General features: G+C 68.8%; 25 protein-coding genes, 1 tRNA gene and 1 pseudogene. 8 read left to right on the forward strand and 19 right to left on the reverse strand.

All coding sequences use genetic code 11. The annotated features are described in order from the left end of the window. Window positions 1-32: 32 nt before the first annotated feature. The 4 genes from ACFV4K_RS09055 to ACFV4K_RS09070 form a co-directional block, all read right to left on the reverse strand. Window positions 33-1,694, reverse strand: a complete 1,662-nt coding sequence (locus ACFV4K_RS09055; protein WP_379273344.1) for an ABC transporter permease — start codon at window positions 1,692-1,694, stop codon at window positions 33-35. Then, window positions 1,691-2,626, reverse strand: a complete 936-nt coding sequence (locus ACFV4K_RS09060) for an ATP-binding cassette domain-containing protein (protein WP_379273346.1) — start codon at window positions 2,624-2,626, stop codon at window positions 1,691-1,693. Before ACFV4K_RS09060 ends, ACFV4K_RS09055 begins: the two co-directional genes overlap by 4 nt. Before the next feature lie 41 nt (window positions 2,627-2,667). Next, the gene (locus ACFV4K_RS09065) at window positions 2,668-3,303 is read right to left on the reverse strand and encodes a TetR family transcriptional regulator (RefSeq protein ID WP_379273348.1); all 636 of its coding nucleotides are present in this window, start codon (window positions 3,301-3,303) and stop codon (window positions 2,668-2,670) included. Window positions 3,304-3,550: 247 nt separating this feature from the next. Next, window positions 3,551-4,198, reverse strand: a complete 648-nt coding sequence (locus ACFV4K_RS09070) for an O-methyltransferase (RefSeq protein WP_379273350.1) — start codon at window positions 4,196-4,198, stop codon at window positions 3,551-3,553. A gap of 314 nt (window positions 4,199-4,512) precedes the next feature. Between ACFV4K_RS09070 and sigE the strand changes: the two are divergent. The 5 genes and pseudogenes from sigE to ACFV4K_RS09095 form a co-directional block, all read left to right on the forward strand. After that, window positions 4,513-5,124 (forward strand): annotated as a pseudogene (gene sigE, locus ACFV4K_RS09075) (RNA polymerase sigma factor SigE); the annotation flags it as partial. A 55-nt stretch (window positions 5,125-5,179) separates the two neighbouring features. Continuing rightward, window positions 5,180-5,584, forward strand: coding sequence for a hypothetical protein (locus ACFV4K_RS09080; RefSeq protein WP_357283308.1), 405 nt, complete (start codon window positions 5,180-5,182; stop codon window positions 5,582-5,584). 10 nt (window positions 5,585-5,594) lie between these two features. Further along, window positions 5,595-7,154 (forward strand): S1C family serine protease, encoded by a 1,560-nt coding sequence (locus ACFV4K_RS09085; protein WP_379273352.1) that lies wholly within the window; start codon window positions 5,595-5,597, stop codon window positions 7,152-7,154. A gap of 13 nt (window positions 7,155-7,167) precedes the next feature. Beyond that, window positions 7,168-7,605 carry a Sec-independent protein translocase protein TatB gene (gene tatB / locus ACFV4K_RS09090; RefSeq protein ID WP_379273354.1) on the forward strand — a complete coding sequence of 146 codons (438 nt, stop codon included), beginning with the start codon at window positions 7,168-7,170 and terminating at the stop codon, window positions 7,603-7,605. A 59-nt stretch (window positions 7,606-7,664) separates the two neighbouring features. Beyond that, on the forward strand, window positions 7,665-8,504 hold the full coding sequence (locus ACFV4K_RS09095; RefSeq protein WP_357091433.1) for a hypothetical protein: 840 nt from the start codon (window positions 7,665-7,667) through the stop codon (window positions 8,502-8,504). Between the two features lie 141 nt (window positions 8,505-8,645). Here ACFV4K_RS09095 and ACFV4K_RS09100 read toward each other — a convergent pair whose 3' ends face one another. From ACFV4K_RS09100 to dapE, 6 genes are all read right to left on the reverse strand, one after another. Continuing rightward, window positions 8,646-9,569: a glucosyl-3-phosphoglycerate synthase gene (locus ACFV4K_RS09100; RefSeq protein WP_379273356.1), complete on the reverse strand. Its 924-nt coding sequence runs from the start codon at window positions 9,567-9,569 to the stop codon at window positions 8,646-8,648. Further along, window positions 9,566-10,438, reverse strand: coding sequence for a dihydropteroate synthase (gene folP, locus ACFV4K_RS09105; protein ID WP_357091437.1), 873 nt, complete (start codon window positions 10,436-10,438; stop codon window positions 9,566-9,568). The genes ACFV4K_RS09100 and folP overlap by 4 nt, the downstream gene beginning before the upstream one ends. Before the next feature lie 191 nt (window positions 10,439-10,629). After that, window positions 10,630-12,399 (reverse strand): long-chain-acyl-CoA synthetase, encoded by a 1,770-nt coding sequence (locus tag ACFV4K_RS09110; RefSeq protein WP_379273358.1) that lies wholly within the window; start codon window positions 12,397-12,399, stop codon window positions 10,630-10,632. Between the two features lie 99 nt (window positions 12,400-12,498). Continuing rightward, entirely contained in the window at window positions 12,499-13,050 is a 552-nt protein-coding gene (locus ACFV4K_RS09115) for a TIGR00730 family Rossman fold protein (protein ID WP_379093710.1), read from the reverse strand. Further along, window positions 13,044-13,847, reverse strand: a complete 804-nt coding sequence (locus tag ACFV4K_RS09120; protein ID WP_379273360.1) for a TIGR00730 family Rossman fold protein — start codon at window positions 13,845-13,847, stop codon at window positions 13,044-13,046. The genes ACFV4K_RS09115 and ACFV4K_RS09120 overlap by 7 nt, the downstream gene beginning before the upstream one ends. 65 nt (window positions 13,848-13,912) lie before the next feature. Further along, window positions 13,913-15,019: a succinyl-diaminopimelate desuccinylase gene (dapE, locus tag ACFV4K_RS09125; protein WP_379273362.1), complete on the reverse strand. Its 1,107-nt coding sequence runs from the start codon at window positions 15,017-15,019 to the stop codon at window positions 13,913-13,915. A gap of 109 nt (window positions 15,020-15,128) precedes the next feature. Here dapE and dapD point away from each other — a divergent pair, with 109 nt between their 5' ends. After that, window positions 15,129-16,091 (forward strand): 2,3,4,5-tetrahydropyridine-2,6-dicarboxylate N-succinyltransferase, encoded by a 963-nt coding sequence (dapD, locus tag ACFV4K_RS09130; RefSeq protein WP_379273364.1) that lies wholly within the window; start codon window positions 15,129-15,131, stop codon window positions 16,089-16,091. Window positions 16,092-16,168: 77 nt separating this feature from the next. Here dapD and ACFV4K_RS09135 read toward each other — a convergent pair whose 3' ends face one another. The 3 genes from ACFV4K_RS09135 to ACFV4K_RS09145 form a co-directional block, all read right to left on the reverse strand. Next, complete coding sequence (locus ACFV4K_RS09135; RefSeq protein ID WP_379273366.1) at window positions 16,169-16,477, reverse strand: hypothetical protein; 309 nt, start codon at window positions 16,475-16,477, stop codon at window positions 16,169-16,171. A gap of 100 nt (window positions 16,478-16,577) precedes the next feature. Continuing rightward, on the reverse strand, window positions 16,578-16,949 hold the full coding sequence (locus ACFV4K_RS09140) for a PPOX class F420-dependent oxidoreductase (protein WP_379273368.1): 372 nt from the start codon (window positions 16,947-16,949) through the stop codon (window positions 16,578-16,580). Between the two features lie 34 nt (window positions 16,950-16,983). Then, window positions 16,984-18,402 (reverse strand): acyl-CoA synthetase, encoded by a 1,419-nt coding sequence (locus tag ACFV4K_RS09145; protein WP_379273370.1) that lies wholly within the window; start codon window positions 18,400-18,402, stop codon window positions 16,984-16,986. A 147-nt stretch (window positions 18,403-18,549) separates the two neighbouring features. Here ACFV4K_RS09145 and ACFV4K_RS09150 point away from each other — a divergent pair, with 147 nt between their 5' ends. Continuing rightward, on the forward strand, window positions 18,550-19,404 hold the full coding sequence (locus ACFV4K_RS09150) for an oxygenase MpaB family protein (protein ID WP_379273372.1): 855 nt from the start codon (window positions 18,550-18,552) through the stop codon (window positions 19,402-19,404). 13 nt (window positions 19,405-19,417) lie between these two features. Here the strand turns inward: ACFV4K_RS09150 and ACFV4K_RS09155 are convergent, their stop codons facing one another. Further along, window positions 19,418-20,050, reverse strand: coding sequence for a TetR/AcrR family transcriptional regulator (locus tag ACFV4K_RS09155; protein ID WP_379273374.1), 633 nt, complete (start codon window positions 20,048-20,050; stop codon window positions 19,418-19,420). Window positions 20,051-20,196: 146 nt separating this feature from the next. Here ACFV4K_RS09155 and ACFV4K_RS09160 point away from each other — a divergent pair, with 146 nt between their 5' ends. Continuing rightward, a complete protein-coding gene (locus ACFV4K_RS09160) occupies window positions 20,197-21,060 on the forward strand; it encodes an oxygenase MpaB family protein (protein WP_379273375.1) in 864 nt (287 codons plus the stop codon). A 20-nt stretch (window positions 21,061-21,080) separates the two neighbouring features. Here the strand turns inward: ACFV4K_RS09160 and ACFV4K_RS09165 are convergent, their stop codons facing one another. The 5 genes from ACFV4K_RS09165 to dapC all read right to left on the reverse strand — a co-directional run bounded on the left by ACFV4K_RS09165 (window position 21,081) and on the right by dapC (window position 26,995). Beyond that, window positions 21,081-22,040, reverse strand: coding sequence for a proline dehydrogenase family protein (locus tag ACFV4K_RS09165; RefSeq protein WP_379273377.1), 960 nt, complete (start codon window positions 22,038-22,040; stop codon window positions 21,081-21,083). After that, entirely contained in the window at window positions 22,040-23,674 is a 1,635-nt protein-coding gene (gene pruA, locus ACFV4K_RS09170; protein WP_379273378.1) for an L-glutamate gamma-semialdehyde dehydrogenase, read from the reverse strand. Before pruA ends, ACFV4K_RS09165 begins: the two co-directional genes overlap by 1 nt. A 230-nt stretch (window positions 23,675-23,904) precedes the next feature. Further along, window positions 23,905-25,392: a GMC oxidoreductase gene (locus ACFV4K_RS09175; RefSeq protein ID WP_379273380.1), complete on the reverse strand. Its 1,488-nt coding sequence runs from the start codon at window positions 25,390-25,392 to the stop codon at window positions 23,905-23,907. A 352-nt stretch (window positions 25,393-25,744) separates the two neighbouring features. Beyond that, window positions 25,745-25,818 (reverse strand) — tRNA-Asp (locus ACFV4K_RS09180). A gap of 70 nt (window positions 25,819-25,888) precedes the next feature. Then, complete coding sequence (dapC, locus tag ACFV4K_RS09185; RefSeq protein ID WP_379273382.1) at window positions 25,889-26,995, reverse strand: succinyldiaminopimelate transaminase; 1,107 nt, start codon at window positions 26,993-26,995, stop codon at window positions 25,889-25,891.

Below are 26,995 nucleotides of genomic sequence, written 5' to 3' on the forward strand. Positions count from 1 at the left end.
GTCCGGAGCGGCCGTTCGCGGGGCGGTCGCCGTCACGCCGAGCGCAGGTCCCGGCGGCGGAATGCGATGAGCCCCACCGTGATCAAGGCCACGTCGACCAGTAGCAGCACCACGATCGGGGTGGCGGTGAACGCCGCGCCCGGCACCTTGGGCGCGTGTTCGAAGGGGTTCAGATCGCGCAGCCATTGCGGCGCACCGGACAGCGAGCCGAGCAGGAACGCGGCGATGGCGGCGGTCAGCACACCCCAGGCGACGGAACTCCAGCGCGGCAGCAGTCCGAACAGGGCCACGGTGATGGCCGCGAAGGTCCACACCGCGGGCACCTGCACCAGAGCCGCGGCCAGGGTCTGACTCAGCTTGTCGCCGACGTCCCCGGCGGCACGGCCGTAGACCAGCCCGGCGAGCCCGGCCGACATGATCAGGGCCAGCAGCGGCCCGAGCAGCCCGTACGCCAGATGCGATGCCACCCAGCGGGTTCGCGACACCGCACCGGTGAGCAGGGTCTCGGCGTGCGCGGTGCTCTCCTCGGCGTGCAGCCGCAGGGTGGCCGATACCGCGTACGCGGCCGCGCCGACCGCGACCATGGTGAACGCGTAGTTCACCATCGCCTTCTCCAGCGAGTCCGAGCCGCCCATGCGGGTGATCAGGTCCTTGATGGTCTGGCTGGCGCCGAGCTCGTCACCGATGCCGTGGATCACGCTGCCGATCAGCAGTCCGTACAACCCGAGCCCGATGGTCCAGGCCAGCAGGGTGCCGCGCTGCAACCGCCACGCGAGTCCGAACGGGCCCCGCAGGCCGGGCCCGGCGCCGGCCGCGCCGGGTCGTTCGGCGATCATGCCCGCGCCGATATCCCGGTGTGCCAGCAGGTAATACGCGGCCACGGTCAGCACCACGGTAGCGGCCAGGTGCAGCAGCAGGATGGCGAGGTGGTCGCCCGCGTACGGCCGCACCTGCAGTGACCAGCCCTGCGGCGAGAGCCAGGTGAGCGGACTGGTCGGCCCGTCTCCGGCGCGCGCGTCGCCGATGGCCCGCAGCGTGTAGGTGACGCCCAGCACCGCGAAGGCCAGTCCGCGCGCCACCCGCGCGCTCACCGACAGCTGCGCGGTGACCGCCGCGACCGAGGCGAACACGATGCCGGACGCGGCCAGCGCCAGCCCGAACGCCAGCGACCCGGTCTTCGCGACCGACGTGCCCGCGAGACTGACGAATCCGAGCAGCCCCGTGGCCAGCGCCGCGCCGTAGGTCAAGATCAGCACCGCGGTGAGGCCCGCGAAGCGTCCCACTCGGGTGGCGGCCAGCAGTTCGGTGCGGCCGGTCTCCTCATCGGCGCGGGTGTGCCGGATGACGGTGAGGATGGTGGCGATGCCGATGAGCGTGTGGAACATCCCCGCCTTCCAGATGCCCACGGCCCCCAGGTCGGTGGGGTTGTAGACGGGCCCGTACATGGCGAGCTGGGCGGGACTGGCGAGGATGCCGGCCGCGAAGTGCGCCAGATCCTGCGGTGTGCCGTACACCTTCTCGACGCTCTTGATGTAGACGCTGCCCAGCGGCAGCGACAGCAGCAGCACCCACAGCGGCAGCACGATCCGATCGCGCCGCAGATACAGCCGCAGCAGCTGCCCGGTACCGGTGAAATCGGCCGCCCGCAACGGTGATTCGGCGATTCGGGGCGCGGTGGCGGTGACGGCGGTCATTTCGACACCTTCTCGCGCTCGTCGGCGGGCGCGCCGCCGTCGAGCGAATAGTGGCGCAGGAACAGTTCTTCCAGGGTCGGCGGCTGACTGACCAGGCTGCGCACCCCCGCGTCACCGAGCATCCGGATGAGTTCGCCGAGGTGTTCGCTGTCGACCTGACAGTGCAGGGTGTTGCCCTCGACGCTGATGTCCTCGACGCCGGGCACCCGGCCGAGATCTCCTGGGCTGCCGATCATCTCGGCGGTGATGGAGGTGCGCGACAGGTGCCGCATCTCCGCGAGCGTGCCGGTCTCCACCGTCTTGCCGGCTCGGATGATGGTGACCCGCTGGCACAGCTTCTCCACCTCGGACAGGATGTGGCTGGACAGCAGCACGGTGGTGCCGCGCGCCACCGCCTCGGCCACGCATTCGCCGAACACCTGCTCCATCAACGGGTCCAGTCCGGAGGTGGGTTCGTCGAGCAGCAGCAGTCGCGCGTTCGACGAGAACGCCGACACCAGCGCCACTTTCTGCCGATTGCCCTTGGAGTAGGTGCGCGCCTTCTTGGTCGGGTCCAGCTCGTAGCGCTGGATGAGTTCGGCGCGCCGGGCCTCGTCGATGCCGCCGCGCATGCGGGCCAGCAGGTCGATGGTCTCACCGCCGGACAGCGAGGGCCACAGCGTGACATCGCCGGGTACGTAGGCGATGTCGCGGTGCAGCGCCACCGCGTCGGTCCACGGGTCACGGCCCAGCACCCGGGCCTGGCCCGAGGTGCGGGACAGGATGCCGAGCAGGACGCGGATGGTGGTGGACTTCCCGGACCCGTTCGGCCCGAGGAAGCCGTGCACCTCGCCGTGCGCGACCTCGAGGTCGAGGCCGTCCAGCGCGCGCACCTGCCCGAAGTTCTTGTGCAGGTCCCGGACTTCGATCGCCGGGGTGGCGGGAGTGGTCATCGAATCTCCTTGTAGGAAAACGATTGTGGGGAGCCGAGGGATTATTCGGCTTGCTGGTGGAGGTAGGCGTCCAGCATGGTGCGGTCGGCCAGCAGGCCGGAGCTGTAGAGCTCGAGCGCGGGCAGCATCATGTGATCGGCGTAGTCGCGCAACGCCTTCCGGTAGTCCACGGGCCCGTCGTGCTCGGCCGCGTACAGCTGCAGGAACATCATCATGCCGCCGCCGTTCTGGGTGGCGATGTAGCGCGCCATGCCCGGGATGTCGGGCACGGCCCGCACGGTGCCGGACGCGATCCCGGCCCGCAGGTACAGCTCGGTGTCCTCGACCATGTGCTCGAAGAAGTTCCGCAGCAGTGGCCCACCCGCCTGGAGACTGCGCATCAGGTAGGCCATCAGCGGCGCGAATTCCTCGATCTCGGCGAGCTGCCGCATCGTCGCGGTGGGCGAGGGGTCCTGGACCGACTCCAGTTTGGCGGCCTTGACGGTCGCGCGCACCTGGTCGTCGCACGCCTCCCGGAGTCCGTCCTTGGACCCGAAATAGTGGATGACCAGCCCGGGGGACACCCCGGCGGCGGTGGCGATGGCACGCACGCCGACCCCGAACCCTTGCTCCCCGAACACGGTGATCGCGGCGTCGCGAATCCGCGCCCGGGTGGTCAGATCGTCGATTGAACGCACGTTCAACAGATTAAACACTCGTTCAAAGCGAGCGCAAGAGGGAGCGCGGGACCCATTCGGTCCGATTGGTCATCAGAGAAATCTGGCGTGCGCATCGGGTATTTTCCGCGCGCGGACAAACGCCTGCGAGCAATGATCCCCGTGCGGACTATCGCCGGGCGGAACACCCCGGCGACGTCGAAATCACCACCGGGCGTGGGGTTCTCGCCCCGCGCGCTGGAATCTCAGCCGCGCGAGGCACCGGATCTCAGCCGCGCGAGGCGCAGAGCAGGCCGTCCCCCACCGGGATCAGCACGCTGGTCAGATCCGGATCCTCGGCGATCGCCCGGGTGGCGGCGCGCACGGCCGTGGTCTGCGGGTCGCGCTGGTTCGGATCCGGCACCCGCCCGCCGAGCAGCGCGTTGTGCAGCAGGATCGCCCCGCCCTCGCGCAGCAACCGCACCGCCTGCGCCACGTACTGCGGGTGCTCGAGCGGCGCGGCGTCGATGAAGACCAGGTCGTAGGCGCCGTCGGCGAGTCGCGGCAGCACGTCGAGGGCGCGGCCGTTGATGAGCCGGGTGCGCGCGGGCGCGATCTCGGCCGACCGGAACGCCTCGCGGGCCGCGCGCTGATGCTCGGGCTCGGAGTCGATGGTGGTCAGCGTGCCGTCCTCGCGCATGCCGTCGAGCAGCCACAGCCCGCTCACCCCCGCCCCGGTGCCGACTTCGACCACGGCCCGCGCCCCGAGCAACTGGGCGTACATGCTGAGCAGTGCGCCGACGGCCGGCGCGATCGGGGCGGCGCCGAGTTCGAGGGCGCGTTCGCGCGCGCCGACGAGGATGTCGTCCTCGGCGACGGATTCCTCGACGTATTCGAGGTTGCGCTGCAGGTTCTGTGCCGCGGGAGTCAGGCTCACGCAGTAGAGGCTAATGGCGATACACCGGTAAGGCGTGGCGGTGACCGGCCGGTGTGGCGATTTTTCTCAGGTGTCCCTCAGCCTCTGCATACGGCTGCCACATCACGACCGACCAGAGTAATGCTCACGCCAGGCCAGCGACCGCGGTCTCGGGGAACGGGAACAGCCGATCGAACGGATGGGTTGACACCGGTAACCGAGGTTCACGGTCCCGAGTAGGAGGTAACCCCATCCACATGGTCGACGCGGCGCGTGAACACGCCAACACCCTGCACCCGCAGATTCAGCCGCACGACAGCGACACCCCGCTGGACGGTGTGTCGCTGCTGTCCCCCGCCGACGACGAGGCCGCCCTCACCGGGACCGCCGCCTTCGACGCCACCGGCGACCGCAATGTCATGCCCACCTGGGACGAACTGGTCCGTGAGCACGCCGACCGCGTGTACCGCCTGGCCTACCGCCTCACCGGTGACCCGCAGGACGCCGAGGACCTGACCCAGGAGACCTTCATCCGGGTCTTCCGTTCGCTGCAGAACTACCAGCCCGGCACCTTCGAGGGCTGGCTGCACCGCATCACCACGAACCTGTTCCTGGACATGGTCCGCCGCCGCAACCGCATCCGCATGGAGGCGCTGCCCGAGGACTACGACCGCGTCCCGTCCGAGGGTCCCGATCCGGAGCAGGCCTACCACGACGCCAACTTGGACCCGGATCTGCAGTCCGCGCTGGACTCGCTGGCCCCGGAGTTCCGTGCCGCCGTGGTGCTCTGTGACATCGAGGGTCTGTCGTACGAGGAGATCGGCGCGACGCTGGGCGTCAAGTTGGGCACCGTGCGCAGCCGCATCCACCGAGGACGTCAGGCACTGCGCGAGCAACTCGAGCATAATGGGGTGGAGCGGCGCATCGCCGCCGAGCAGATCGGGTGACCCGCGGGCAGCGCTCGCCCGAAGAACTCGAATCGTCCGGAAGGGTGTGCAGCGTATGAACGGCGAGGACCGACCGCACCGTCGTCCCCCGCGTTTCGCCCCCACCGAGCATCTGGCCAGTGAGGCCATCGCCGCCTACGTGGACGGCGAACTACGGATGAACGCGTATCTGCGTGCCGCCCACCACATCTCCGTGTGCCGCGAGTGCGCGGCCGAGGTGGACGCCCAGCAGCAGGCGCGGATCGCGCTGCGGCAGTCCTCGGATCAGATCTCCGCGCCGCTGAGCCTGCACGACACGCTGAGCCGGATTCCGCGGGCGCTGTTGCAGGAGTGCGCCAATCACCCCGCGCCGGATCCGGCCGATCGGGATCGGGGTCCGCTGGCGCGCGGCATGAGTTCCTTCGGGCTGCGCCAAGATTCGTTCGACAGCAGACGGTGGACCTCATGGTGGCGCAAGTAGAGTCCATAGCGTGACCACCGAATCGAAGAACACCGGGCCCGAGCCCGACCGGGAGGCGACCTCCGATTCGGCGGCCGATCGGGGGAACCTGCGGCCGTCGGACGCACCGGTGCTGGGGCCGCGGCCGGTGTACCGGCCGCATGTGGACAATCACACCGCGCGCGCTTTCCGCCGCCCGAACGGCCAGAACGGCTCGTTCGCGGCCCGCACCGCGGGTGCGGCGGCCGCGGCAGCCGCGGGGGGCTCCGAGATTCAGAACCGGCCGCCGGATTCGGTGCTGGCCGAGGCGTTCGGGCGTCCGGAGGGTTCGTCCGAGCTGTTGCAGCGCGATCCCGAGGCCAAGGGCGAGAGCGCCGCGTCGAGCGTGCCCGCCGACCCGTGGCGGGATCCGAATTCGGCCGCGCGCCTGGCCACTCCGGCCGTGCCGCAGCCCCCGGCGCCGCCACTCACCCCCGGACCCAAGCTGGGTGCGCGGGAGGTGCTGTTCGGTGGCCGGGTGTCGTGGCGGGCGCTGTCGCTGCTGGCGGCCATCGCCGCGGTGATCGGCCTGATCGGTGGTTTCGTCGGCTCGGTCACCGGCTCGTCGAGTTCGGCGCTGCTGTCGCGCAAGGTGACACTGCAGTCCGCGCCCGCGGCCCCCGAATCGCACAACCAGATCACCAAGGTGGTCAACGCGGTGATGCCCGCGGTGGTGACGGTCCGCGCCTGGCTGGGCGACACCGGTTCCACCGGTTCGGGCGTGGTGATCGACGGCGAGGGCTACATCGTCACCAACAATCACGTGATCTCGCTGGCCGCCAATGACAAGTCGGGCAAGGCCAAGCTGGACGTGGTGTTCTCCGACGGCCAGCGGGTGCCGACCCGCATCGTCGGGCGCGACGTCAAGACGGACCTGGCGGTGCTCAAGGTCGACGTGAAGAACCTGTCGGTGATCCAGCTCGGCAATTCCGGCGACGTGCAGGTCGGCGACGAGGTGCTGGCGCTGGGCTCCCCGCTGGGCCTGGAGAAGACGGTCACCTCCGGCATCGTGTCGGCGCTGCACCGGCCGGTGAAGGTGGGCGGCGAGGGCACCGACACCGACGCCACGCTGGACGCCGTGCAGACCGACGCCGCGATCAACCACGGCAACTCCGGTGGCGCGCTGGTGGACATGCAGGGCCGGCTGATCGGCATCAACTCGGCCATCAAGTCCGAGAGCGGCGGTTCGGTGGGCCTGGGCTTCTCGATCCCGGTCGATCAGGTCAAGCGCATCTCGCAGGCGCTGATTCGCAACGGTGAGGTGTTCCACCCCATGCTGGGCGTGAGCGCCAAGACCAAGCTGGTCGCCAATGACGTGATGAGCGGCGCGGCGGTGGCCGACGTGCAGGCCGGCGGCCCGGCCGCCAAGGCGGGCATCGTCGAGGGCGACGTCATCGTGAAGGTCGGCGACCGCGACGTGTCGGGTCCGGAGGAGCTCACCGTGGCGGTGCAGTCCCACGAAATCGGTCAGACGGTGAACGTGAAACTCATTCGCGACGGCCGTGAGGTCGATGTTCCGGTGACGCTGGAAACGGATAAGAAGAACGGGTAGGTAGCCTGTACTCGTGTTCAGCAATATCGGCTGGGGCGAGATGCTCATTCTGCTTGTCGCCGCCCTCGTGATTCTGGGTCCGGAGCGACTGCCGGGCGCCGTTCGCTGGACCGCGCACGCCTTGAAACAGGCTCGCGATTACGCCACCGGCGCTTCCCAGCAATTGCGCGATGAGCTCGGCCCGGAATTCGACGAGATCCGGAAACCGTTGGAGCAGTTGAACGAACTGCGGAGTATGAATCCACGGTCGGTGGTGACCAAACACCTGCTGGACGGGGACGACTCGATCCTGAACAGCTTCACCGACCTGACCAAATTCGACAAGCCGGGCAGCGCCGCGAACAGCGGAAACGGCTCCAGCAATACCGGATACGGCCCGATTTCCATGCCACCGGAACAGAAACCTCTGGAGCGCAACGAACGTCCGCCGGTGGATCCCGACGCCACCTGAGATCAATTCTGTCTACCGGACTTGACGCATGATGCTGTCCAGCTATCTAGACTGCGCACATGTCGGCCGACGAGGTGGCCCGGGTATTCGCGATCGAGGACAAGGTCGAACGCCTGAAAGCCGCCACCGAAGGCGTGGCAGCCGCGCAGCAGCAGATCAATGAGCTGACGCGCATCCGCCGCGCAGTCATCCGCGAACTACATGCCGAGGGCTGGACGTTCGCCAGAATCGGTGCGGCCGCGGGCCTTTCCCGCGCCCGCATCCATCAGGTGAGCACGCAGGGCCCGGTGCCCGAGGGCCTGTTCTTCGGTCACGGTCCGCTCACCATCCTCACGCCGGACGTGCGCAGCACCACCCGCTCCATGGCCCTGGTCGGCGCGCCCGACGCGGCCGCGCCGCACCGGCTGGTGGAGCTGCTGCGCGAACTCGGCTTCACCGCGAATGTCCAGCGGTTCCTACCCGGCCGCCCGCTCGATCTGGACCGGGACGGCCTGATCGTGCTCGGCGGGCCCGAGTTGTCACCCAGCCTGCGCTATCTGGTGGCCGCCGATCCCCGGCTGCGCCGCACGGTGGCCCGGGCCGGCCGGGTGCGGCGGGGTATCGAGGACCGGGCCGCGCGGCGGGTCTACCGCCCGGGCGGCACCGAGCCCTACGACATCGCCTACCTGGCCCGCCTCCCCCGCCCGGACGGCAAGGGCAGCGTGCTGGTCATCGACGGCCTGCATCCGCCCGCCTCCCTGGGGGCGATCCGGCTGCTGGCCACCCGGCTCGCGACTTTGCACGAGCGGGCGGCCACCCATCCGTTCTCGGCGGTGGTCGGCGTCCGCTACGACCGCTCCACGGGGGAGCCGATCGAGGCGGACCTGCTCACCCCGATCTATCGCCACGACAGAGCCTGATTGCCCTGCGCTTCGCTCCGGGCGGGTTCGCGGCCCTGGAGGTCTCGTTCTTCCCTCCCTCCGCCCCTCCCCTCCACTCAGTCCAGAACGAGCGCTCCGCCTCCCCCGCTTGCGCCGCGAACCTCTGGGTCGGGCGCTCCCTCAGGCCGCGGCCTCCTCGGAGCGCAGGGTGTTCATCGGCGGGCGGTCGGCGAGCGAGACATCCGTCGTGTTCGCGATGAATTCGCCTGCCACCATGGGGAATTGGGTCAGCGCGGCGCCCGAGTCCTGGATGCCGCTGCGGCCCAGGACGGTGCCCAGGATCTGGCGGCTCATGACGCCCAGGTCGGCCAGCGGGCGGTTGCGGTGCTGGCGGACACCGAGATTCACCTGTCCGATGGCGGAGAGGCCGAGCAGGTCGTAGGTGTCGAGCAGCAGGCCGATCTCCACGCCGTAGCCCGGAGCGAAGGGCACCGCGGTGAGCAGTTCGCGGGTGCCCGCGTACTCGCCGCCCAAGGGCTGCAGCACATTCGAGAGTTCGGGGCGCAGCGCGGCCAGCAGCGGGCGGGCCACCAGTTCGGTGACGCGGCCGCCGCCGTGGTGGTCGACGGATTCGCCGGTGCGCAGCGGACGGCGGTAGTACGCCTTGACCAGGTGCATGCCATCGATCGTGAGCAGCGGGCCCAGCAGCTTCGGCACGAAGTTCGGATCGGGGTCGATGAGGTCGGAGTCGACGAAGGCGATGAGGTCGCCGCTGGTGACGGCCAGCGACCGCCACAGGCATTCGCCCTTGCCGGGGACCGGGTCGAGTTCGGGGACGGCCTGTTCACGGGTGACCACGCGGGCTCCGGCGGCCTGTGCGCGGGCGGCGGTGCCGTCGGTGGACCCGGAGTCCAGGACGACGAGTTCGTCCACCAGCGTGCCGAGCAGGGGCCGGATGCTGGCCACCACGGCGGCCACGGTGGCCTCCTCGTTGAGGGCGGGCAGGACCACCGAGACGGTGCGGTCACCCTTGGCCGCGACGAGTTCGGGGACCGACCAGTCGGGACGGTCGAAGGTGTTGGTGTTCACCCAGTCTGTTTTCATGCGAGACCTCGCAAAGTACGGGCGGGTGGGCGGTGACCCTGGATGGCGGCGATCATGTCCACGACCCGGCGGGTCTGGGCCACCTCATGCACTCGGAAGACGCGAGCACCCGCGGCGGCCGACCAAGCAGTCGCTGCCAATGTGCCCTCCAATCGTTCGGACAGCTCGACACCAAGAGTCTCTCCGATGAAATCCTTATTGCTCAGCGCCATCAAGACGGGCCATCCGGTTTTCACAAGAACGTCTATCGCCCGCAACAATTCGAGCCCGTGGTAGGTATTTTTCCCGAAATCATGGGTCGGGTCGATCAGAATCGAGTCCTTGGCCACCCCGGCCGCCGCAGCATTTTCGGCCGCGGCCACCACCGTCTCGGTGACCTCGGTCACTACATCGGCGTACCGCACCCGGTGCGGACGAGTCCGCGGAATGGCGCCCCCGGTATGTGAACAGACGATTCCCACACCCAGTTCGGCGGCCACGCCGACCAGTTCCGGGTCCGCGCCCGCCCAGGTGTCGTTGATCAGGTCCGCGCCCGCGGCGACCGCGGCCCGCGCCACGTCGGCCCGCCAGGTGTCGACGCTGATCAGCAGCTCGGGATAACGCTCGCGGATAGCCGCCACGAACGGCACCACCCGGCGCGACTCCTCCGCGGCGTCCACGTCCGACCCGGGCCCGGCCTTCACCCCGCCGATGTCGACCAGATCCGCGCCGCCGGCGACCGCGGTGTCCACGGCCCGCAGGGCGGCCTCGTCGGTGAACGTCGCGCCCTTGTCATAGAAGGAGTCCGGCGTCCGGTTCACGATCGCCATGACAAGCGCCCGATCCGTCGCCACCGGCTTCCCGCACAATGTCGGCAACGGCGCACACATGCCCTCGACTGTACTGCGTCTAATTTGCCTCCGCTTCGCTGCGGCGGTTCGCGGCCCTCGTAACCCCGATCTTCCCTCCTCCGCTCCTCCGCTTCGCTCCCCCGCTCCGTCGGTCCAGATCGGGGCGGGCCGCGAACACCGGGTTGACCTGGCTGTAAAGGGATTTGGAGCAGAGTGACCCGGTGCGATATTCAGTTGCCGGGCGCACGCCCCGCGGCGACATCGGCAACGTATTCGGGATAGGCCGGGACGTAGCCTTCTGCGCGGCCCGCGAGGACATAGAGAGCGCTCTCGGCGTCCGGCGAACAGCCTTGTTTGCGCAGTTCCACCTTCCGGTTCTTGAAGGTGGAGGTCTGTTCCAGTTCGGGCACCACGCGGATGAACAGCGGCACCGCGTAGGTGGGCAGGCGGTCGTAGAGGGCCTTGGCGGCGACCTTGCCGTCGAAGTGCGCGCCCTCGTGCAGGGTCACCGCGGCCATGCCGGCCTTGCCGTCTGTGCCGGGGATGTCGACGCCGTAGACGACCGCCTGGGTGACCTCGCCGATGCCGTCGAACGCGCCCTCGACCTCGGTGGTGGCCACGTTCTCGCCCTTCCAGCGGAAGGTGTCGCCGAGCCGGTCCACGAAGGCGATGTGGCCGAAGCGCTGGTCGCGGACCAGGTCGCCGGTGTCGAACCAGCAGTCGCCGTCCGCGAAACCGTCACGCACCAGCTTGGATTCGGTGGCGGAGGCGTCGGTGTAGCCGTCGAACGGCGAGCGGTCGGTGACCTTGGCCAGCAGCAACCCGACCCCGCCCGCGGGTACCCGGCGCAGCCGGCCGTCGGGGTGGCGCAGCGCCTTGCCGGTGGCGTCGTCGTATTCCACGACGGCGAAGGGCAGCGGGGTGAATCCGGCGGTGCGGTCGACCGAGAAGGCGTTGATGAAGGCGACGTTTCCCTCACTGGCGCCGTAGAACTCGACGATCCGCGCGATGCCGAACCGCTGCTGGAACTCGTCCCACAGTTCGGGCCGCAGGCCGTTGCCGACGCACAGCCGGATGGTGTGCTGCCGGTCGGTGGGCTTGGCGGGCTGGCTGAGCAGGTAGCGGCACAGTTCGCCGATGTAGACGAAGGCGGTGGCCCGATTGGCGATGGCCTCGTCCCAGAAGCGGGTGGCCGAGAACTTGCGGCCCAGCGCGAAGGTGGCGCCGCCCGCGATCACCGAGGACAGGGCCACCGTGAGGGCGTTGTTGTGATAGAGCGGCAGGCAGCTGTAGAGGGTGTCCTTGCCGTCCAGTCGCACGCCGAGCCCGCCGATCCCGGCCATGGACTTGGTCCAGCGCATGTGGGTCATGACGCTGGCCTTGGGCAGGCCGGTGGTGCCGGAGGTGAAGATCAGGTAGGCGCGTTCCTTGGCCGCGATCTGTTCGGTGACAGTCGGATTCGAAGGGTCGGCGGTGGCGGCCTCGGCATCCAGCTGTTCGGTCCACAGCAGGGCGGGCCGCGCCTCGGTGAGGGTGTCCAGCGCGTCGGCGCACTCCTCGCCGATGACGTCGAGCACCGAGTTCAGCAGCCCGAAGCTGTGCTGCAGCACCACATCTCGCTGATTGTGGTTGAGCAGGCCCGCGGTGGCGCCGAGTTTCACGGTGGCGAGCACGGTGAACAGCGCCTCGGGCCGGTTCACCATGAGGATGCCGACCACGTCGCCGCGCGTGACGCCGTGCGCCGCGAGCACCTTCGCGTACCGATTGACCAGCGCGTTGGCCTCGCCCCAGGTGTACTCGCGCCCTTCGAATCTCAGGAAGGGCCGGTCCGGGTGCTTGGCCGCGCCGCGCTGGAAGAACAGCCCGATCGAGGCCTGGTCGCCGGGTTTCACCAGCAGGCGCCCGACATTGCGGACCATGCCGGGGGCTTGCCGCGCCATGCCGGGCAGGGCGCGAACCAGGTCGAGCAGGCTCACCGTCGATCGGGCGTCGGTACTCACTTCGTTGTGCTCCTCACCGGGTCGTGCGCACGCCGCGCTCTCGTGTGCCTACCCTGACCGATTCGTCCGATCTTGTCGAGTGAAACCGTGGAGTTCCGGTCAGCGGGTGAGACGCAGTCCGGCGAAGGCGGTGTCGAAGCTCTTGGTCACCAGCACCCGGTCGATGGCCTCCAGCCCGGCGTAGCCGCGCACCCGCAGCTCCCCGATCCAGTCGAACAGGCCGCGGTAATGGTCCTGCGGGTCGAGCACCACCACCGGTTTGGCGTGCACGCCCAGGTAGGCCCCGGTCCAGGTTTCGAAGAGCTCCTCGAGCGTGCCGATGCCACCGGGCAGGGTGAGGAACGCGTCGGCGCGCTCGTCCATGACCTGTTTGCGCTCGCGCATGGTGTCGGTGACGATCAGCTCGTCGGCGTCGGTGTCGGCGACCTCCTTGTGCACCAGATGCTTGGGGATGACGCCGACGGTATGCGCCCCGGCGGCCCGCGCCGCCTGCGCGACCGCGCCCATCATGGAGACGTTGCCGCCGCCGGACACCAATTGCCAACCGCGACGGCCGATCTCGGCGCCGACCCGGGTGGCCAGGTCCAGTGCCACCGGATCGTCGACGCTGGCCGAGCAGTACACGCAGACCGCGTAGGCATCGCTCACCATTGATCATCCACCCCCGCCTCGTTCATTTCCCGGCGCGCCCGCGCGGCCAGGGTGACGATCTCCACCACCTCGTCGACGCTGTCGGTGACGTGCAACAGCCCCAGATCTCCGGCTGCGATCTTGGCCGAGCCGAGCAACGAGTTGTGTATCCAATCCACCAGTCCCGACCAGTATTCAACGCCGAAGAGGATGATCGGGAAGCGGGTGATCTTGTGGGTCTGCACCAGGGTGAGCGCCTCGAACAGCTCGTCGAGGGTGCCGAAGCCGCCGGGCATGCAGACGAACGCCTGGGAGTACTTCACGAACATGGTCTTGCGCGCGAAGAAGTATCGGAAGTTGATGCCGAGGTCGACCCACTCATTGAGGTGTTGTTCGAACGGCAGCTCGATGCCGAGGCCGATCGAATAGCCGCCCGCCTCCGACGCGCCACGGTTGGCCGCCTCCATCACGCCCGGCCCGCCGCCGGTGATGACCGCGAAACCGGCATGGGCCAAGGCGTTTCCGATCGCGATCCCGGCCTGATACTCGGCCGAGTCGCCGGGCGTGCGGGCGGAGCCGAAGACGGCCACCGCGCGCGGCACCTCCGCCAAAGCGCCGAAGCCCTCGACGAATTCGGCCTGAATGCGCAGGACGCGCCACGGGTCGGTGTGCACCCAGTCGGCCGGACCGCGCTCGTCGAGCAGATGCTGATCGGTGGTTCCGATGCCCTTCTTGCGGTCTCGCCGCAACATGATCGGGCCCCGGAACCGTGGTGTCTTCGACAAACCCGCACCCTCGTTTTCGCCGTCGGCAGACATACAGGCAACCGTACAGCGAGCGCATGACCGCTGTCGGTCGCCCGTTCAGCGTGGTGCTGAACAGTTCATCGGGCTTTCTCGCCGGTGAGGTAGCTGCGCAGCATCGAGGCCACCTGGGTGATCTGCTCGACGGGCAGGTGCTCGTCGCGCTTGTGCGCCAGGTTCGGGTCGCCGGGACCGAAATTCACCGCGGGCATGCCGCGCGCGGCGAACCGCGAGACATCGGTCCAGCCGTACTTGGCGCGCACCCCGCCGGAGCCGTGCGCGTGCACGATCTCGATGAGGTCCTTGGCGGCCGGATTCGACAGACCGGGCAGGGCGCCGGGCGCGCCGTCGGTGCGCTCGAATTCCAGTTCCAGTCCGGCGAACACCTCGCGCACGTGCTCGGTGGCCTGGTCCAGGGTGCGGTCGGGGGCGAAGCGGAAGTTCACGTCCACGGTGGCGACGTCGGGCACCACATTGCCCGCCACACCGCCCTCGACGCGGACCGCGGACAGGCCCTCGCGGTAGGTGCAGCCGTCGATCTCGACCTCGCGGGCCCGATATCCGGCCAGCCGCTCCAGGATCGGGGCGAGGCGGTGAATGGCGTTGTCCCCCAGCCAGGCTCGCGCGGTGTGGGCGCGCACGCCGGCGGTGGTGAGCCGCACGCGCAGGGTGCCCTGGCAGCCCGCCTCGATCCAGCCGCCGGACGGCTCACCGAGAATCGCGAGGTCGCCCTCGAGCCATTCGGGCAGTTCGCGTTCGATGCGGCCCAGCCCGTTGTACTCGGCCGCGATCTCCTCGCAGTCGTAGAAGATGAGGGTCAGGTCGTGCACGGGGTCGGCGACGGTGGCGGCCAGGTGCAGGAAGACCGCGTCGCCGGACTTCATATCGACGGTGCCGCAACCCCACAGCTGCCGTTCGCCGTCGGCGGTGGTCTCGAAGTGGCCGGGCACATTGTCGGCGATCGGCACGGTGTCGAGGTGCCCCGCGAGGATCACCCGGCTGGGCAGGCCCCGATTGGTCCGCGCCAGCACGGTATTGCCGTGGCGCAGGATCTCGAATCCGGTGGTCTGTTCGCGCAGGGCCTTTTCGACGATGTCGGCGATGACCTTCTCGTTCCGAGAGACGCTCGGAATATCCACGAGCGCGGCGGTGAGTGAAATCGGGTCGGCTCTCAGATCGATGGTCACTCGATCCACCATAAAGGAGGAATAACCGCAGTTCTTCGCACGGTGGCTGCGTTGGCACAAATCGGCACCGCATGCGGTATGAATTCGCAGCCCGGTAACGTGTGGGGACGTGAGTACTCAGGGAGCAGCAGCAGTCGGCATCGCCACCATCACCGTCAACGGGACGGTCCTCGACACCTGGTACCCGTACCCGACGCTCGGCGAATTCTCCGCCGACGAGGTGGGCACGGTGCGGCTGGACGCCTCCGATCCCGAGTACGCCAAGTTCGCCGCCTCGGCGGGCGTCGACGAGGACCGGCGGGTCGAGACCGTGGTGGTCCGCACCGTCATCGCCGACCTGGCCGCCGCGCCGATCGACACCCACGACGCCTACCTGCGCCTGCACCTGCTCTCGCACCGCCTGGTCCGCCCGCACGGCGCGAATCTCGACGGCATCTTCGGGCTGCTCGCGAACGTGGTGTGGACCAACCACGGTCCGTGCTCGACCGAGGAGTTCGAGCTGACCCGCCTGAAGCTGCGGGCCCGCGGCCAGGTCACCGTGTACGGCGTCGACAAGTTCCCGCGCCTGGTGGACTACGTGCTGCCCTCCGGCGTCCGCATCGCCGACGCCGACCGCGTGCGCCTGGGCGCGCACCTGGCCTCGGGCACCACCGTCATGCACGAGGGCTTCGTCAACTTCAATGCCGGCACGCTCGGCAATTCGATGGTGGAGGGCCGCATCTCGGCCGGTGTGGTGGTCGGCGACGGCTCCGATGTCGGGGGCGGCGCGTCCATCATGGGCACCCTGTCCGGCGGCGGCAAGCAGGTCATCTCGCTGGGCGAGCGCTGCCTGCTGGGCGCGAACTCGGGCCTGGGCATCTCGCTCGGCGACGACTGCGTGGTGGAGGCGGGCCTCTACGTCACCGCGGGCACCAAGGTGGCGCTGCCCGACGGCCAGATCGTGAAGGCCGGTGAGCTGTCCGGCAAGTCGAACCTGCTGTTCATCCGCAACTCGCTGACCGGCGCGGTCGAGGTGCGGCCCCGCAAGGGCACCGGCATCGAGCTGAACGCGGCCCTGCACGCCAACGACTGAGTCGTAACAGAAGAAAACCCCTGTCGGCCTGGGCCGCAGGGGTTTTCGTCGTTTCGGGCTTCAGCGGCGGGGCACGCTCACTTGTAGAGGGCGCACCACGGAGCGGGCTGTCCGTCGAGCGGCGGGATCGGGCCGGTGTTGTTGCACTGGCCCGAACCGGTCTGGAGCGCCTTGATCAGGTTCGAGGAACCGGCCGCGGACGGATCGAACGATCCGGTGCCGGTGGGCCCGGTGTTCACCGATCCGGTGTTGGTCCCGGCGACCGGCTCGACGGGCTGCGGCATCGGGGTGAGCGGCAGTGGCGCGGCGGTCGCCGCGGCGGCGGGGGCCAGCAGTCCGGCGAGGACAGCGGTGGCGGCCATGGTGGTGCGCAGTGCGGTGGGCATCGTTCGGCCTTCCTGGATGACGAAAAACAACGTCCAGGACGCTAGAGGCGGCTCCGATCGGCGGCCAGACCCCGAAACCCTCGGCAGCAGAACCTCGGTGTCAGCCGATGCCGAAGGCGATGACGCGCTCCGGGGTGATGCGGATGATCTCCGGGGACAGGCCGGGGTAGAACGGTTCGACATCGCGCAGAGCCTGTGCGGTGCCGCGGATTTCGAGGCAGCGCACGGTCCACGGGTCGACGGAGGGCACGTCGTCGACGACGAAGGCGATCCGGTCCTCCTTCGACAGATTGCGGAACTTCTGGCTGGCGCCCATGTGGTGGCCGCCGATGTCGATGGTGCCGAGCGCCGCGTTGTAGCGGTAGCCGACCGGATTGTTCTGCGGGGAGCCGTCGGGCCGGACGGTGGCGAGCCGTCCGAGCCGCTGACTGTTCAGGTAGTCGATCTGAGCGGTCGACAGGGATGCGGTCATGGCGATCACGCTAGAACCTCGACCGCGCTTCAGGTCAAGACAAGAGCTTCTTCTGCACCTTGCCCATGGCATTGCGCGGCAGCGCGTCCACCAGGCGCACCTCGCGGGGCCGCTTGTGCACCGAGAGTTCCTCCGCCACATGGGCGATGAGCTCGTCGGCGAGTGCGGCGTCCGCGGCGTCGCGCGGCACCACGTAGGCGACGATGCGCTGTCCGAGGTCCTCGTCCGGGACGCCGATGACGGCGGTCTCGGCCACCGCGGGATGCCCCAGCAGGGAGGTCTCGATCTCGCCCGCGCCGATCCGGTAGCCGCCGGATTTGATCAGGTCCACGGATTCCCGGCCCACGATGCGGTGGAAGCCCTCGGCGTCGATGACGGCCACGTCACCGGTCTTGAACCAGCCGTCGGCGGTGAAGTTCTCGGCGGTCACCTCCGGCTTGCCCAGGTAGCCGTCGAACAGCATGGGGCCCCGAACCTGCAGTCCGCCAACGCTTTCCCCGTCGTGCGGCACCGGCGCGCCGGACTCGTCGCGCAGCCGGGTCTCCACCCCGGCGACCGGGGTGCCCACCCAGCCGGGGCGGCGTTCGCCGTCGGGCCGGGTGGAGAGGGTGATCATGGTTTCGCTCATGCCGTAGCGCTCGATCGGGGCGTGCCCGGTGAGGTCGGCCAGCCGCTCGAACACCGGCACGGGCAGCGGGGCGCTGCCGGAGATCAGGATGCGCGCTTTCGCCAATTCCCGTGCGGCGTCCGGCTCTTCGACGATCCGCGACCACACGGTGGGAACGCCGAAGTACATGGTGCCGTGCGCGTCGGCGTAGGCGCGCGGGGTGGGCTTGCCGGTGTGGACCAGCGGGCTGCCCGCCCGCAGCGGACCGAGCAGGCCCAGGATCAGGCCGTGCACGTGGAACAGCGGGAGGCCGTGCACCAGAACGTCGTTCGAGGTCCAGCCCCACGCCTGGATCAGGGCGTCCAGCCCGGCGGCGATGGCGGCGCGGCTCAGCATCACCCCTTTGGGCGCACCCGTGGTACCGGAGGTGTAGAGCACGAAAGCCGTTGCGGTCCTGGCGGGTTCGGCGTAGCGGTGCCAGGATCGGGCGTGCTTGCGGACCGGGATCACCGGCAGTTCGGAGCCTTCGGGGGCCTTGCCCAGCCAGGCCTGCGCCTCGGAGTCGCGCAGGATGTGGGCGAGTTCCGCGCTGCCCGCGTCCGGCGGGACCGGGACCACGGTGACTCCGGCGATCAGGCAGCCGATCACCGCGAGCACGGTGGTGACGGTCGGCTCGGCCAGCACCGCGACCCGGCGGGCCTGGGCGACGCGTTCGGCGACCGAGGTGGCCGCGCCGAGCAGATCACTGCGCGACAGGGTCTCCCCGTCGATGGTGACGGCATCGGGGATATCGGCTCCGGCGGCGATGGCGGCCGGATTCAGCGAACTCAGCAAGAGCGGCGACACGGGCTCACGCTACCCGAGGTCGCGGTCCGCCGACCCGCCGCGCGGCGCGCAACGGTTCGCTTGCGAAGCCGTCGCGCCGGTTGACAGACCACCCGAGTGGGTAAGACAGTTTCTGCACAACCTTCTCACCCGAGGATGTGGTCGACGATGACCAGGCCGCTGCCCCACCCCGTCGAATCCGCCGCGCCCGCACCGGAGATCGATGTCCGCCGCTACCTCGACGGCGCGGCCGGTTTCTTCGGCGCGGCCGCGAACGTGATCATGCAGCTCTCCAATCCCCCCGTCGGCTACGGCGTGGTCGAGAGCCCGGTGGAGTCCGGGAACGTCATGATCCACCCGTTCAAGCGGCTGCGCACCACCCTGACCTACCTGGCCGTCGCGCTGCTGGGCACCGAGGAGGACCGCGCCGCCTACCGCGAGGCGGTCGACGCCGTGCACAAGTACGTCCGCTCCCGCCCGGACAGCACCGTGAAGTACAACGCCTTCGACCCGAGACTCCAGCTCTGGGTGGCGGCCTGCCTGTACTGGGGCGCCCGCGACATCTACGAGCGCATGCACGGCCCGATGGACGACTACGACGCCGACGCCTTCTACCACCACGCCGCCCGCCTGGGCACCACCTTGCAGGTGCGCCCGGAGATGTGGCCCGCCGACCGCGCCGCCTTCGACCGGTACTGGGCCGAGAACCTCGCCAGGACCCGCATCGACCCGAAGATCAAGGCGTACTTCGACGATCTCATCGACCTGAAGATGCTGCCCCGCCCGCTGCGCCCGCCGTTCGCCGGCGTGCACCGCTTCTTCGTGACCGGGCTGCTGCCGCAACACCTCCGGGACGAGATGGGCATGACCTGGACGCCGCGTCAGGACCGGGCGCTGGCCGCCATGCTGAGGACGGCGGGCGCGGTCGAGTCGGTGGCGCCGACGTCGCTGCGCGCCTTCCCGCTCAACGTCTATCTCACCGATATGCGGCTGCGCCGCCGGCTGGGCCTGAAGCTGGTGTGAAACCCGTTGCCGGTCAGAGGATTCGGAAGCCGGGAATCACGTGCTCGCGGGCGAACTTGCGCAGCGCCTCCGGATCGCCGAGCGGGATGACGGTCTGCGGGGTGAGCGCCAGCGAGAGCGCGGCCCGGGCGGTCATCTCCGCCAGCGGCAGCGGATCGTACTGCGGCAGTTTGCCTTCCGCCTGGAGCCGGGCGGTGAACTCGGCCAGGTAGTCGCGGCCCAGTTCGATCACCGGCGCGCCCCGCACGGTCAGATAGGGCAGCACGATCTCGGGTTCGGTCTCGAGCAGCCGGTCCAGCAGCTGGTTGTTGCGCAGGCCCTCGGTGAAGGCGACGAACAGCGCGACGATCTGCTCCTCGGCGCTGGCGTCGGCCTCGATCGGCCCCTGCACGGCGGCGTCCACGTCGTCGATGAACTGGCGGGCCTGCCGTAGCCCAACGGCCTGGATGAGATCGTTCTTCCCGGCGAAGCGCCGGTAGAGGGTAGCCAGCGAGAGTCCGCCGCGGCGGGCGACCTCGACCATGCTGGTGCGTTTGATGCCGAAGTCCAGGAAGGCGAGCAGGGCGGCGTCGAGGACCTTGGCCTGATTGCGGTCCTCGGGGCCGGATCCGCGGACGAGCGGCAGCAGTTTGGCCAGTTTGGCCATGGTCCGGGCCCTTTCCGGTCGCAAAGAAACGGTGAGGCACTAATCTTCGCACATTGACACCGGCACCCCATGGTGAGAAGGTGAGTGGCGAAATTTCTCACACTCTCCTCACCGGCGAGGAGTGACGACGAGGAGTCGAGTCAACGATGACCGCCCCGCTGCGCAAGTTCGACGAGTTTCCCCCGGCCTATCAGCCGTTGACCCCCGCGGACATCCGTGAGCACATCGACGGCGTCGCCGCCTTCCTGGGCGGCGCGGCCAATGTGGTGATGCAGTTGTCGCTGAAGCCGGTCGCCTACGGCGTCATGGAGAGTGACGTGGACAGCGGCAAGGTGACCCTGCACCCGGTCAAGCGGCTGCGCACCACCCTCACCTACCTCTCGGTCGCCCTGCTCGGCAACGATCTGGACCGAAGCACCTACCGCGAGGCCGTGAACGGCGCGCACCGCAGCGTGCACTCCAAGCCCGGCGGCCCGGTCAAGTACAACGCTTTCGACCCCAAGCTCCAACTGTGGGTGGCGGCCTGCCTGTACTGGGGTGTGGACGACCTGTACCACCGCATGCGGGGACCGATGGATCCCGAACTGGCCGAAGCCTTCTACCAGTACTGCGCCCGCCTGGGCACCACACTGCAGATGCGCCCGGAGATGTGGCCCGCCACCCGCGAGGACTTCTACGCCTACTGGGACGAGAACCTCGCGACCAAGTCCATCGACGGGCCCACCCGCAAGTACTTCAACGACCTCACCGATCTGAAGATGGTGTCGTGGCCGGTGCAGTTCGCCCTGGGCGGCCTGCACCGCTTCATCGTCACCGCGCTGCTCCCCCAGCACCTGCGCGACGAGATGTCCATGACCTGGAGCGCCCGCGACGAGCGCATCTTCACGAGCTTCCTGCGCGTGATCTCCGCGGTCTGGACCCGCATGCCCACGGCGCTGCGGCTGTTCCCCTACAACTTCTTCCTGGCGGACATGCGCCTGCGCCGGCGCTTCGGCCGTCCGCTGGTCTGAACCCGACCGTCGGACGGCCCTCAGCCGCGCTCGGTCAACGCGCGCAGGAAGAAGCCGAGATTGGCCGGGCGTTCGGCGAGACGGCGCATGAGGTAGCCGTACCACTGGGTGCCGTAGGGAATGTAGACGCGCAGCGAGTGGCCGTCGTCGACCAGGCGGCGCTGTTCGGCGTCGCGGATGCCGTAGAGCATCTGGAACTCGAAATCGCCTGGTTTGCGGTGGTTTTCGGCGGCCAGCGCGAGGGCGGCGGAGATCATGGCCGGGTCGTGCGAGGCGATCATGGGGTACCAGGCGTTGCGGAGCAGCACCTCGAGGCAGCGCAGGTAGGAGGCGTCCACCTCCGCGCGGCGCTGGTAGGCGACGGTGTCGGGTTCCTGATAGGCGCCCTTGCACAGGCGGATTCGGGTGCCGTCGGCCGCCAGGTCGCGGGCATTGCGCTCGGCCTGACGCAGATAGGTCTGCAAAGCTACCGCCAGCCACGGGAATTCGGCGCGGGCATTGCGGACCGCTTCGAGAGTGTCGACGGTCGTGGTGTGGTCCTCGGCGTCGACGGTCACCCAGACGTGGCGTTCGACGGCCTTCGCACACAGCTTGTGCAGGTTCTCCGCGGCGATGGCCGGGCCGTCCTGCCCCAGCGACTGGCCCAGCGCCGACAGCTTGAGCGAGACCTCCACCCGCGGGATGTCGGTGAGCACCCCGGCGGCCGTCCGGTCCGCCTCGGCCAGATCGTCGATGAGCGAGAAGTATTCCGCCACCGCGGCATCCGCCTGGGCGCGGTCGGTCGTGTACTCGCCCAGGAAGTCGACGCTGACCGAGCGCCCGCTCTCCAGCAGCGCCCGCGCGACCGGCACCATGTCCGCGCGGGTCTCCCCCGCGACGAACCGCCGCACCACCGCGGCGGTCACCGGCACCTTCGTGATGACGTCCTTGATGCGGGACGACCCGGCGGCCGCCAGGATCGCCGGGCGCAGTGGATTCATCACGCCTCCATGTGGGGGTAGCGGTACTCGGTGGGCGGAACGAACGTCTCCTTCAGGGTGCGGGGCGCGACCCAGCGCAACAGGTTGAGATGGGAGCCCGCCTTGTCGTCGGTGCCCGAGGCCCGGGCGCCGCCGAAGGGCTGCTGGCCGACCACCGCGCCGGTGGGCTTGTCATTGATGTAGAAGTTCCCGGCCGCGAATCGCAGTGTGCCGGTGGCGGCTTCGACGGCCTGGCGGTCGCGGGCGAAGATGGCGCCGGTGAGGGCGTACGGGGAGGTCCCGTCCACCACGTCCATGATCTCCTCGAAGGCGTCGGGCGCGCCGTCGTCGTAGACGTAGACCGACAGGATCGGACCGAAGTACTCGGTCTCGAAGGACTCGTCGCCGGGGTCGTCGCTGAGCAGCACGGTCGGCCGCACGAACCAGCCCTCGCTGTCGTCGTAGCCGCCGCCCGCCGGAATCGACACACCCTGCTCGCGCGCGCGCCCGATGGCGGCCACGCACTTGGCGTAGGAGCGGTCGTCGATCACGGCCCCACCGAAATTCGAGAGGTCGGCGACGTCCCCGTAGGTCAGCGCCTCCACCTCGGCCAGGAAGTCCGAGCCCATCCGCCGCCACACCGATTTCGGAATATAGGCGCGCGAGGCGGCCGAGCACTTCTGGCCCTGATACTCGTAGGCGCCGCGAATCATGGCCACGCGCAGCGCGTCCGGATCGGCGGAGGGGTGCGCCAGGATGAAGTCCTTGCCGCCGGCCTCGCCCACCAGACGCGGATAACCGTGGTATCGGCCGATATTCGCGCCCACCGTCTGCCACAGGTATTGGAAGGTGCGGGTCGAGCCGGTGAAGTGGATGCCCGCCAGCCGCGGATCGGCCAGCGCCACCTCCGACAGCTGCACGCCGTCGCCGGTCACCATATTGACGACCCCCGGCGGCAGCCCGGCCTCCTCCAGCAATCTCATGGTGTAGTAGGCCGAAAGCGTCTGTGTCGGTGACGGTTTCCAGACAACGGTATTGCCCATGAGCGCGGGCGCGGTGGGCAGGTTCCCGGCGATGGCGGTGAAGTTGAACGGCGTGATGGCGTACACGAACCCTTCGAGCGGCCGGTAGTCCATCCGATTCCACACGCCGGGTGAGGATTGCGGCTGTTCCCGCAGGATCCCCCGCGCGAAGGCCACATTGAACCGCCAGAAGTCGACCAGCTCGCACGGTGCGTCGATCTCGGCCTGTTGCACCGATTTCGACTGTCCGAGCATGGTGGCGGCGGCGATGGTCTCGCGCCAGGGCCCGGCCAGCAGGTCGGCGGCGCGGAGCAGGATGGCGGCCCGTTCCTCGAAGGGCATGGCCCGCCAGTCGGGCGCGGCCGCGGTCGCCGCGGCGATGGCGGCCCGGGCTTCGTCGTGGGTGGTGTTGGCGTATGTCCCCAGTACGTGCCGGCGCCGGTGCGGCATCACGATATCGCGGCGTTCACCCGCGCCGGGCTGATGTTTGCCGCCGATCACCAGCGGCACTTCAACGGCTTCGGCGGAGAGTTCGGCCAGCCGCCCGGCCAGCAGCTCGCGTTCGCGGCTGCCGGGGGCGTAGGTGTGCACCGGTTCATTGACGGGAGCGGGGACAACCGTGACAGCGTCCATATCCAACACTATCGCGATCGCCCCCGCCCGGCCGGACAGAACACGCCCCGACGGCCGCTACAGCGGAATTTTTACATCAGTGGCAATCCACTCCCCCGCCTCCCCGGATCTTCGGCGGCAGGCTGGGAGCCGCTCGCCGCCCCGACCCGAGGCTGCGCAGGAGCCGAACCGATTGTGGCCGTACCCGGTGAGGTACCCCCACGGTTCGAGATCAGGTGTCGCCTGTCGACTCAGTGGAAGTCCTCGGCGATGATCTTTTCGATGTTGCGTTCCGCCAACGCAGTAATCGTGACGAAGGGGTTCACGGTGGTGAAGCCCGGGATCAGGGAGCCGTCGATGACGTAGAGGCCCGGGTAGGACGAGAGGCGGCCGTAGTTGTCGGTGGCCACATTGAGCACACAGCCGCCGAGCGGGTGGTACGCGAAGTCGTCGCCCCAGGTCTTGTAGGTACCGAACAGGTCGGTCCGGTAGATGGTGCCTTCCTTGCTGTTGATCTTGTCGAAGATCCGCTTGGCCGCATCGATGCCGGGCTGGTTCCAGGCGGTCTGCCAGTTCAGGTCGACGCCGCCGCTGCCCGAGTTGTAGGTGAACTTGGCCCGGTTCGGGTTCTTGGTGATGGCCAGGTACAGGCTGGCGAAGGTCTCGATCCCGGCCGGGAACGGCGAGACCTCGGCGAAGGCCGGACCGCCGCTGTCGGCCAGGTTGTCGATGCCCAGGCAGGGGATGCAGGACTGCAGGCTGCCGGTGGCGTCCCAGGCCTGGTTCTGCCGGGCCACCATGACATTGCCGTTATTGCCCCAGCCGGTGCCGACCGAGTCGGGCAGATTGGGCAGCTTGCCGGTGGCCTTCTGGGTCACCAGCAGTTTGCTGGTGCCCACGCTGCCGGCCGCGAAGAAGACCTTCTGCGCCGTAACCGTTTTCGACTTCACGGTGTTGCCGCTGGTGTCGATCTGGTTCATCACGACCGAGAACCCGCCGCCGTTGGCCGGGGACACGGTGGTGACCACGTGCTGCGGGACGATGGTCACCTTGCCGGTGGCCGAGGCGTCCGCGAGATAGGTCTTGTCGAGGGAGTTCTTGCCGTAGTTGTTGCCGTAGATGACCTCGGCGTTGAGCGCGGAACGCGGCGCGGTGCCGGCCTGCTCCTGCTTCATGTAGTTGAAGTCGTAGACGTTGGGAACGAAGCTCCACTTGAAGCCGGACCGCTCGGCCTGCTTACGTCCAACGCGCGCAAACTGGTAGCAGTCGGCGCTGTCGAACCAGGTCGGGTCGATGTTGTTCACCTTGAGCGCGGCATTGGCGCGCGGGTAGTAGGTGCTGTACATCTCGCCCGGGTCCACCGAGGGCAGGATGGTCGGGAACCAGCTCTGCTGCGGCGTCACCGCCATACCGCCATTGACCAGCGAGCCGCCGCCGACGCCGCGGCCCTGGTAGATGCGAATCCCGCTGAACTGCTCGGAATCCAGCACGCCGGTGTACCGGGAGATGGACTTGTTGTAGGGCGCGCCCATGAAGTGGTTGACGGGCTGGTCGGTCTCGGTGCGCAGCCAGAACGAGCGGCCGTCCGGATTGAGCATGTTGCAGAAGACCTTGCCGTCGGAACCGGGCTGGCTCCAGGACATGCCCTTCTCGACCATGACCACGTTCTGCCCGGCCTGCGCGAGCCGCAGGGCCGCGACCGCGCCGCCATAACCTGTTCCAATTACCAGAACCGGCATCTGGTCGCCGTCAGTGATCGACCCGGCGGGTAAGGCCCGGGCCGCTGGGAGCTTCCCTAGTAGCGCGGCCGCCCCGAGAACAACCCCCGTTGCAGCTAGGAACCCTCGTCGGCTGACATTGCTGCCGTAGACACTCTTGCCGGGGGTTTCATAAGACAATCCACGCACTGAAATACTCCTCATCGAGTTGCGATGAGAACTTGTTATAGATGTTCTGGAGAGAACGTGTGTCAGTTTTCACAAAACGAGCGCTGACAACATATCTCGCTAACGGCGAGCAACCGAGGACACATCCGGAGGGTGACAGCAAAAAGCCTCCCCACCGAAATCGGTGGGGAGGCTTCTTCACTTGCGACCCTGACGGGACTCGAACCCGCGACCTCCGCCGTGACAGGGCGGCGCGCTAACCAACTGCGCCACAGGGCCTTACGAATCGCTCGGCCATCCGGCCTGGCGACGTCGTAGACGGTATCACGCAGGCCCGAGTAACCGAAAATCAGCTGGTCAGGCGATCAGCCGCGGTCGCGATACGCTCGTCGGTGGCCGTGAGGGCAATGCGCACATGCCGATTCCCGCGCGGTCCGTAGAACTCGCCCGGAGCCGCCAGGATGCCGCGCGCGGCCAGCCAATCGAGGGTGGTGCGGCACGGCTCGTCCCGCGTCGACCACAGGTACAGACCCGCCTCGGAATCGTCGATACGGAATCCCGCGCGCTGCAGCGCATCTCGCAGCACCACCCGGCGGGCACGGTAGCGGTCCTTTTGCTGGACCTCGTGTGCGTCATCGCCGAGGGCCGCGGTCATGGCGGCCTGGATCGGGAACGGCAGCATCATGCCGGAGTGCTTGCGCACCTCCAGCAGCTCCGCCACCAGCTCCGGGTCACCGGTCACGAAACCCGCGCGGTAGCTGGCCAGATTCGAGGTCTTGGACAGCGAGTGGATGGCCAGCAGGCCGGTGTGATCACCGTCGCACACCTCGGGATCGAGGATCGACACCGCGCGGCCCTCCCAGGCCAGGCCCAGGTAGCACTCGTCGGAGGCCACGATCGCGCCGCGCTCGCGGGCGAACCGCACCACCTTGCGCAGATGGTCGACGCCGAGCACCTTGCCGGTCGGGTTGGACGGCGAGTTCAGGAAGATCAGCGCGGGCCGCTCGGGGCCCAGCGCCACCGTGCTGTCGGCGCGCAGGTACCGGGTGCCGGCCAGCAGCGCGCCCACCTCGTAGGTCGGGTACGCGACCTCGGGGATGACCACCAGATCCTCGGCGCCCAGCCCCAGCAGCCGCGGCAGCCCGGCTATGAGCTCCTTGGTGCCGATGGCCGGCAACACCGCCGCCGGGTCCACCCCCGTGATCCCGAATCGCCGCTTCAGGGCCGCCACGACGGCCTCACGCAATTCGGGCGTGCCGTGCGTGGTCGGGTACCCGGGCACCTCCGCCACCGACGAAAGCGCCTCGCGGATGAGCGGATCCACCGGATCGACCGGGGTTCCGACCGAGAGGTCGACGATGCCGTCCGGATGCGAAGCGGCCTTCGCCTTCACGGAAGCGATGGTGTCCCAGGGGAAATCGGGTAGCAGTGCGCTGACCCGGCCACGCGCGGTCAA

The sequence above is a fragment of the Nocardia sp. NPDC059764 genome (genome assembly GCF_042732555.1).
Taxonomy (GTDB): domain Bacteria; phylum Actinomycetota; class Actinomycetes; order Mycobacteriales; family Mycobacteriaceae; genus Nocardia.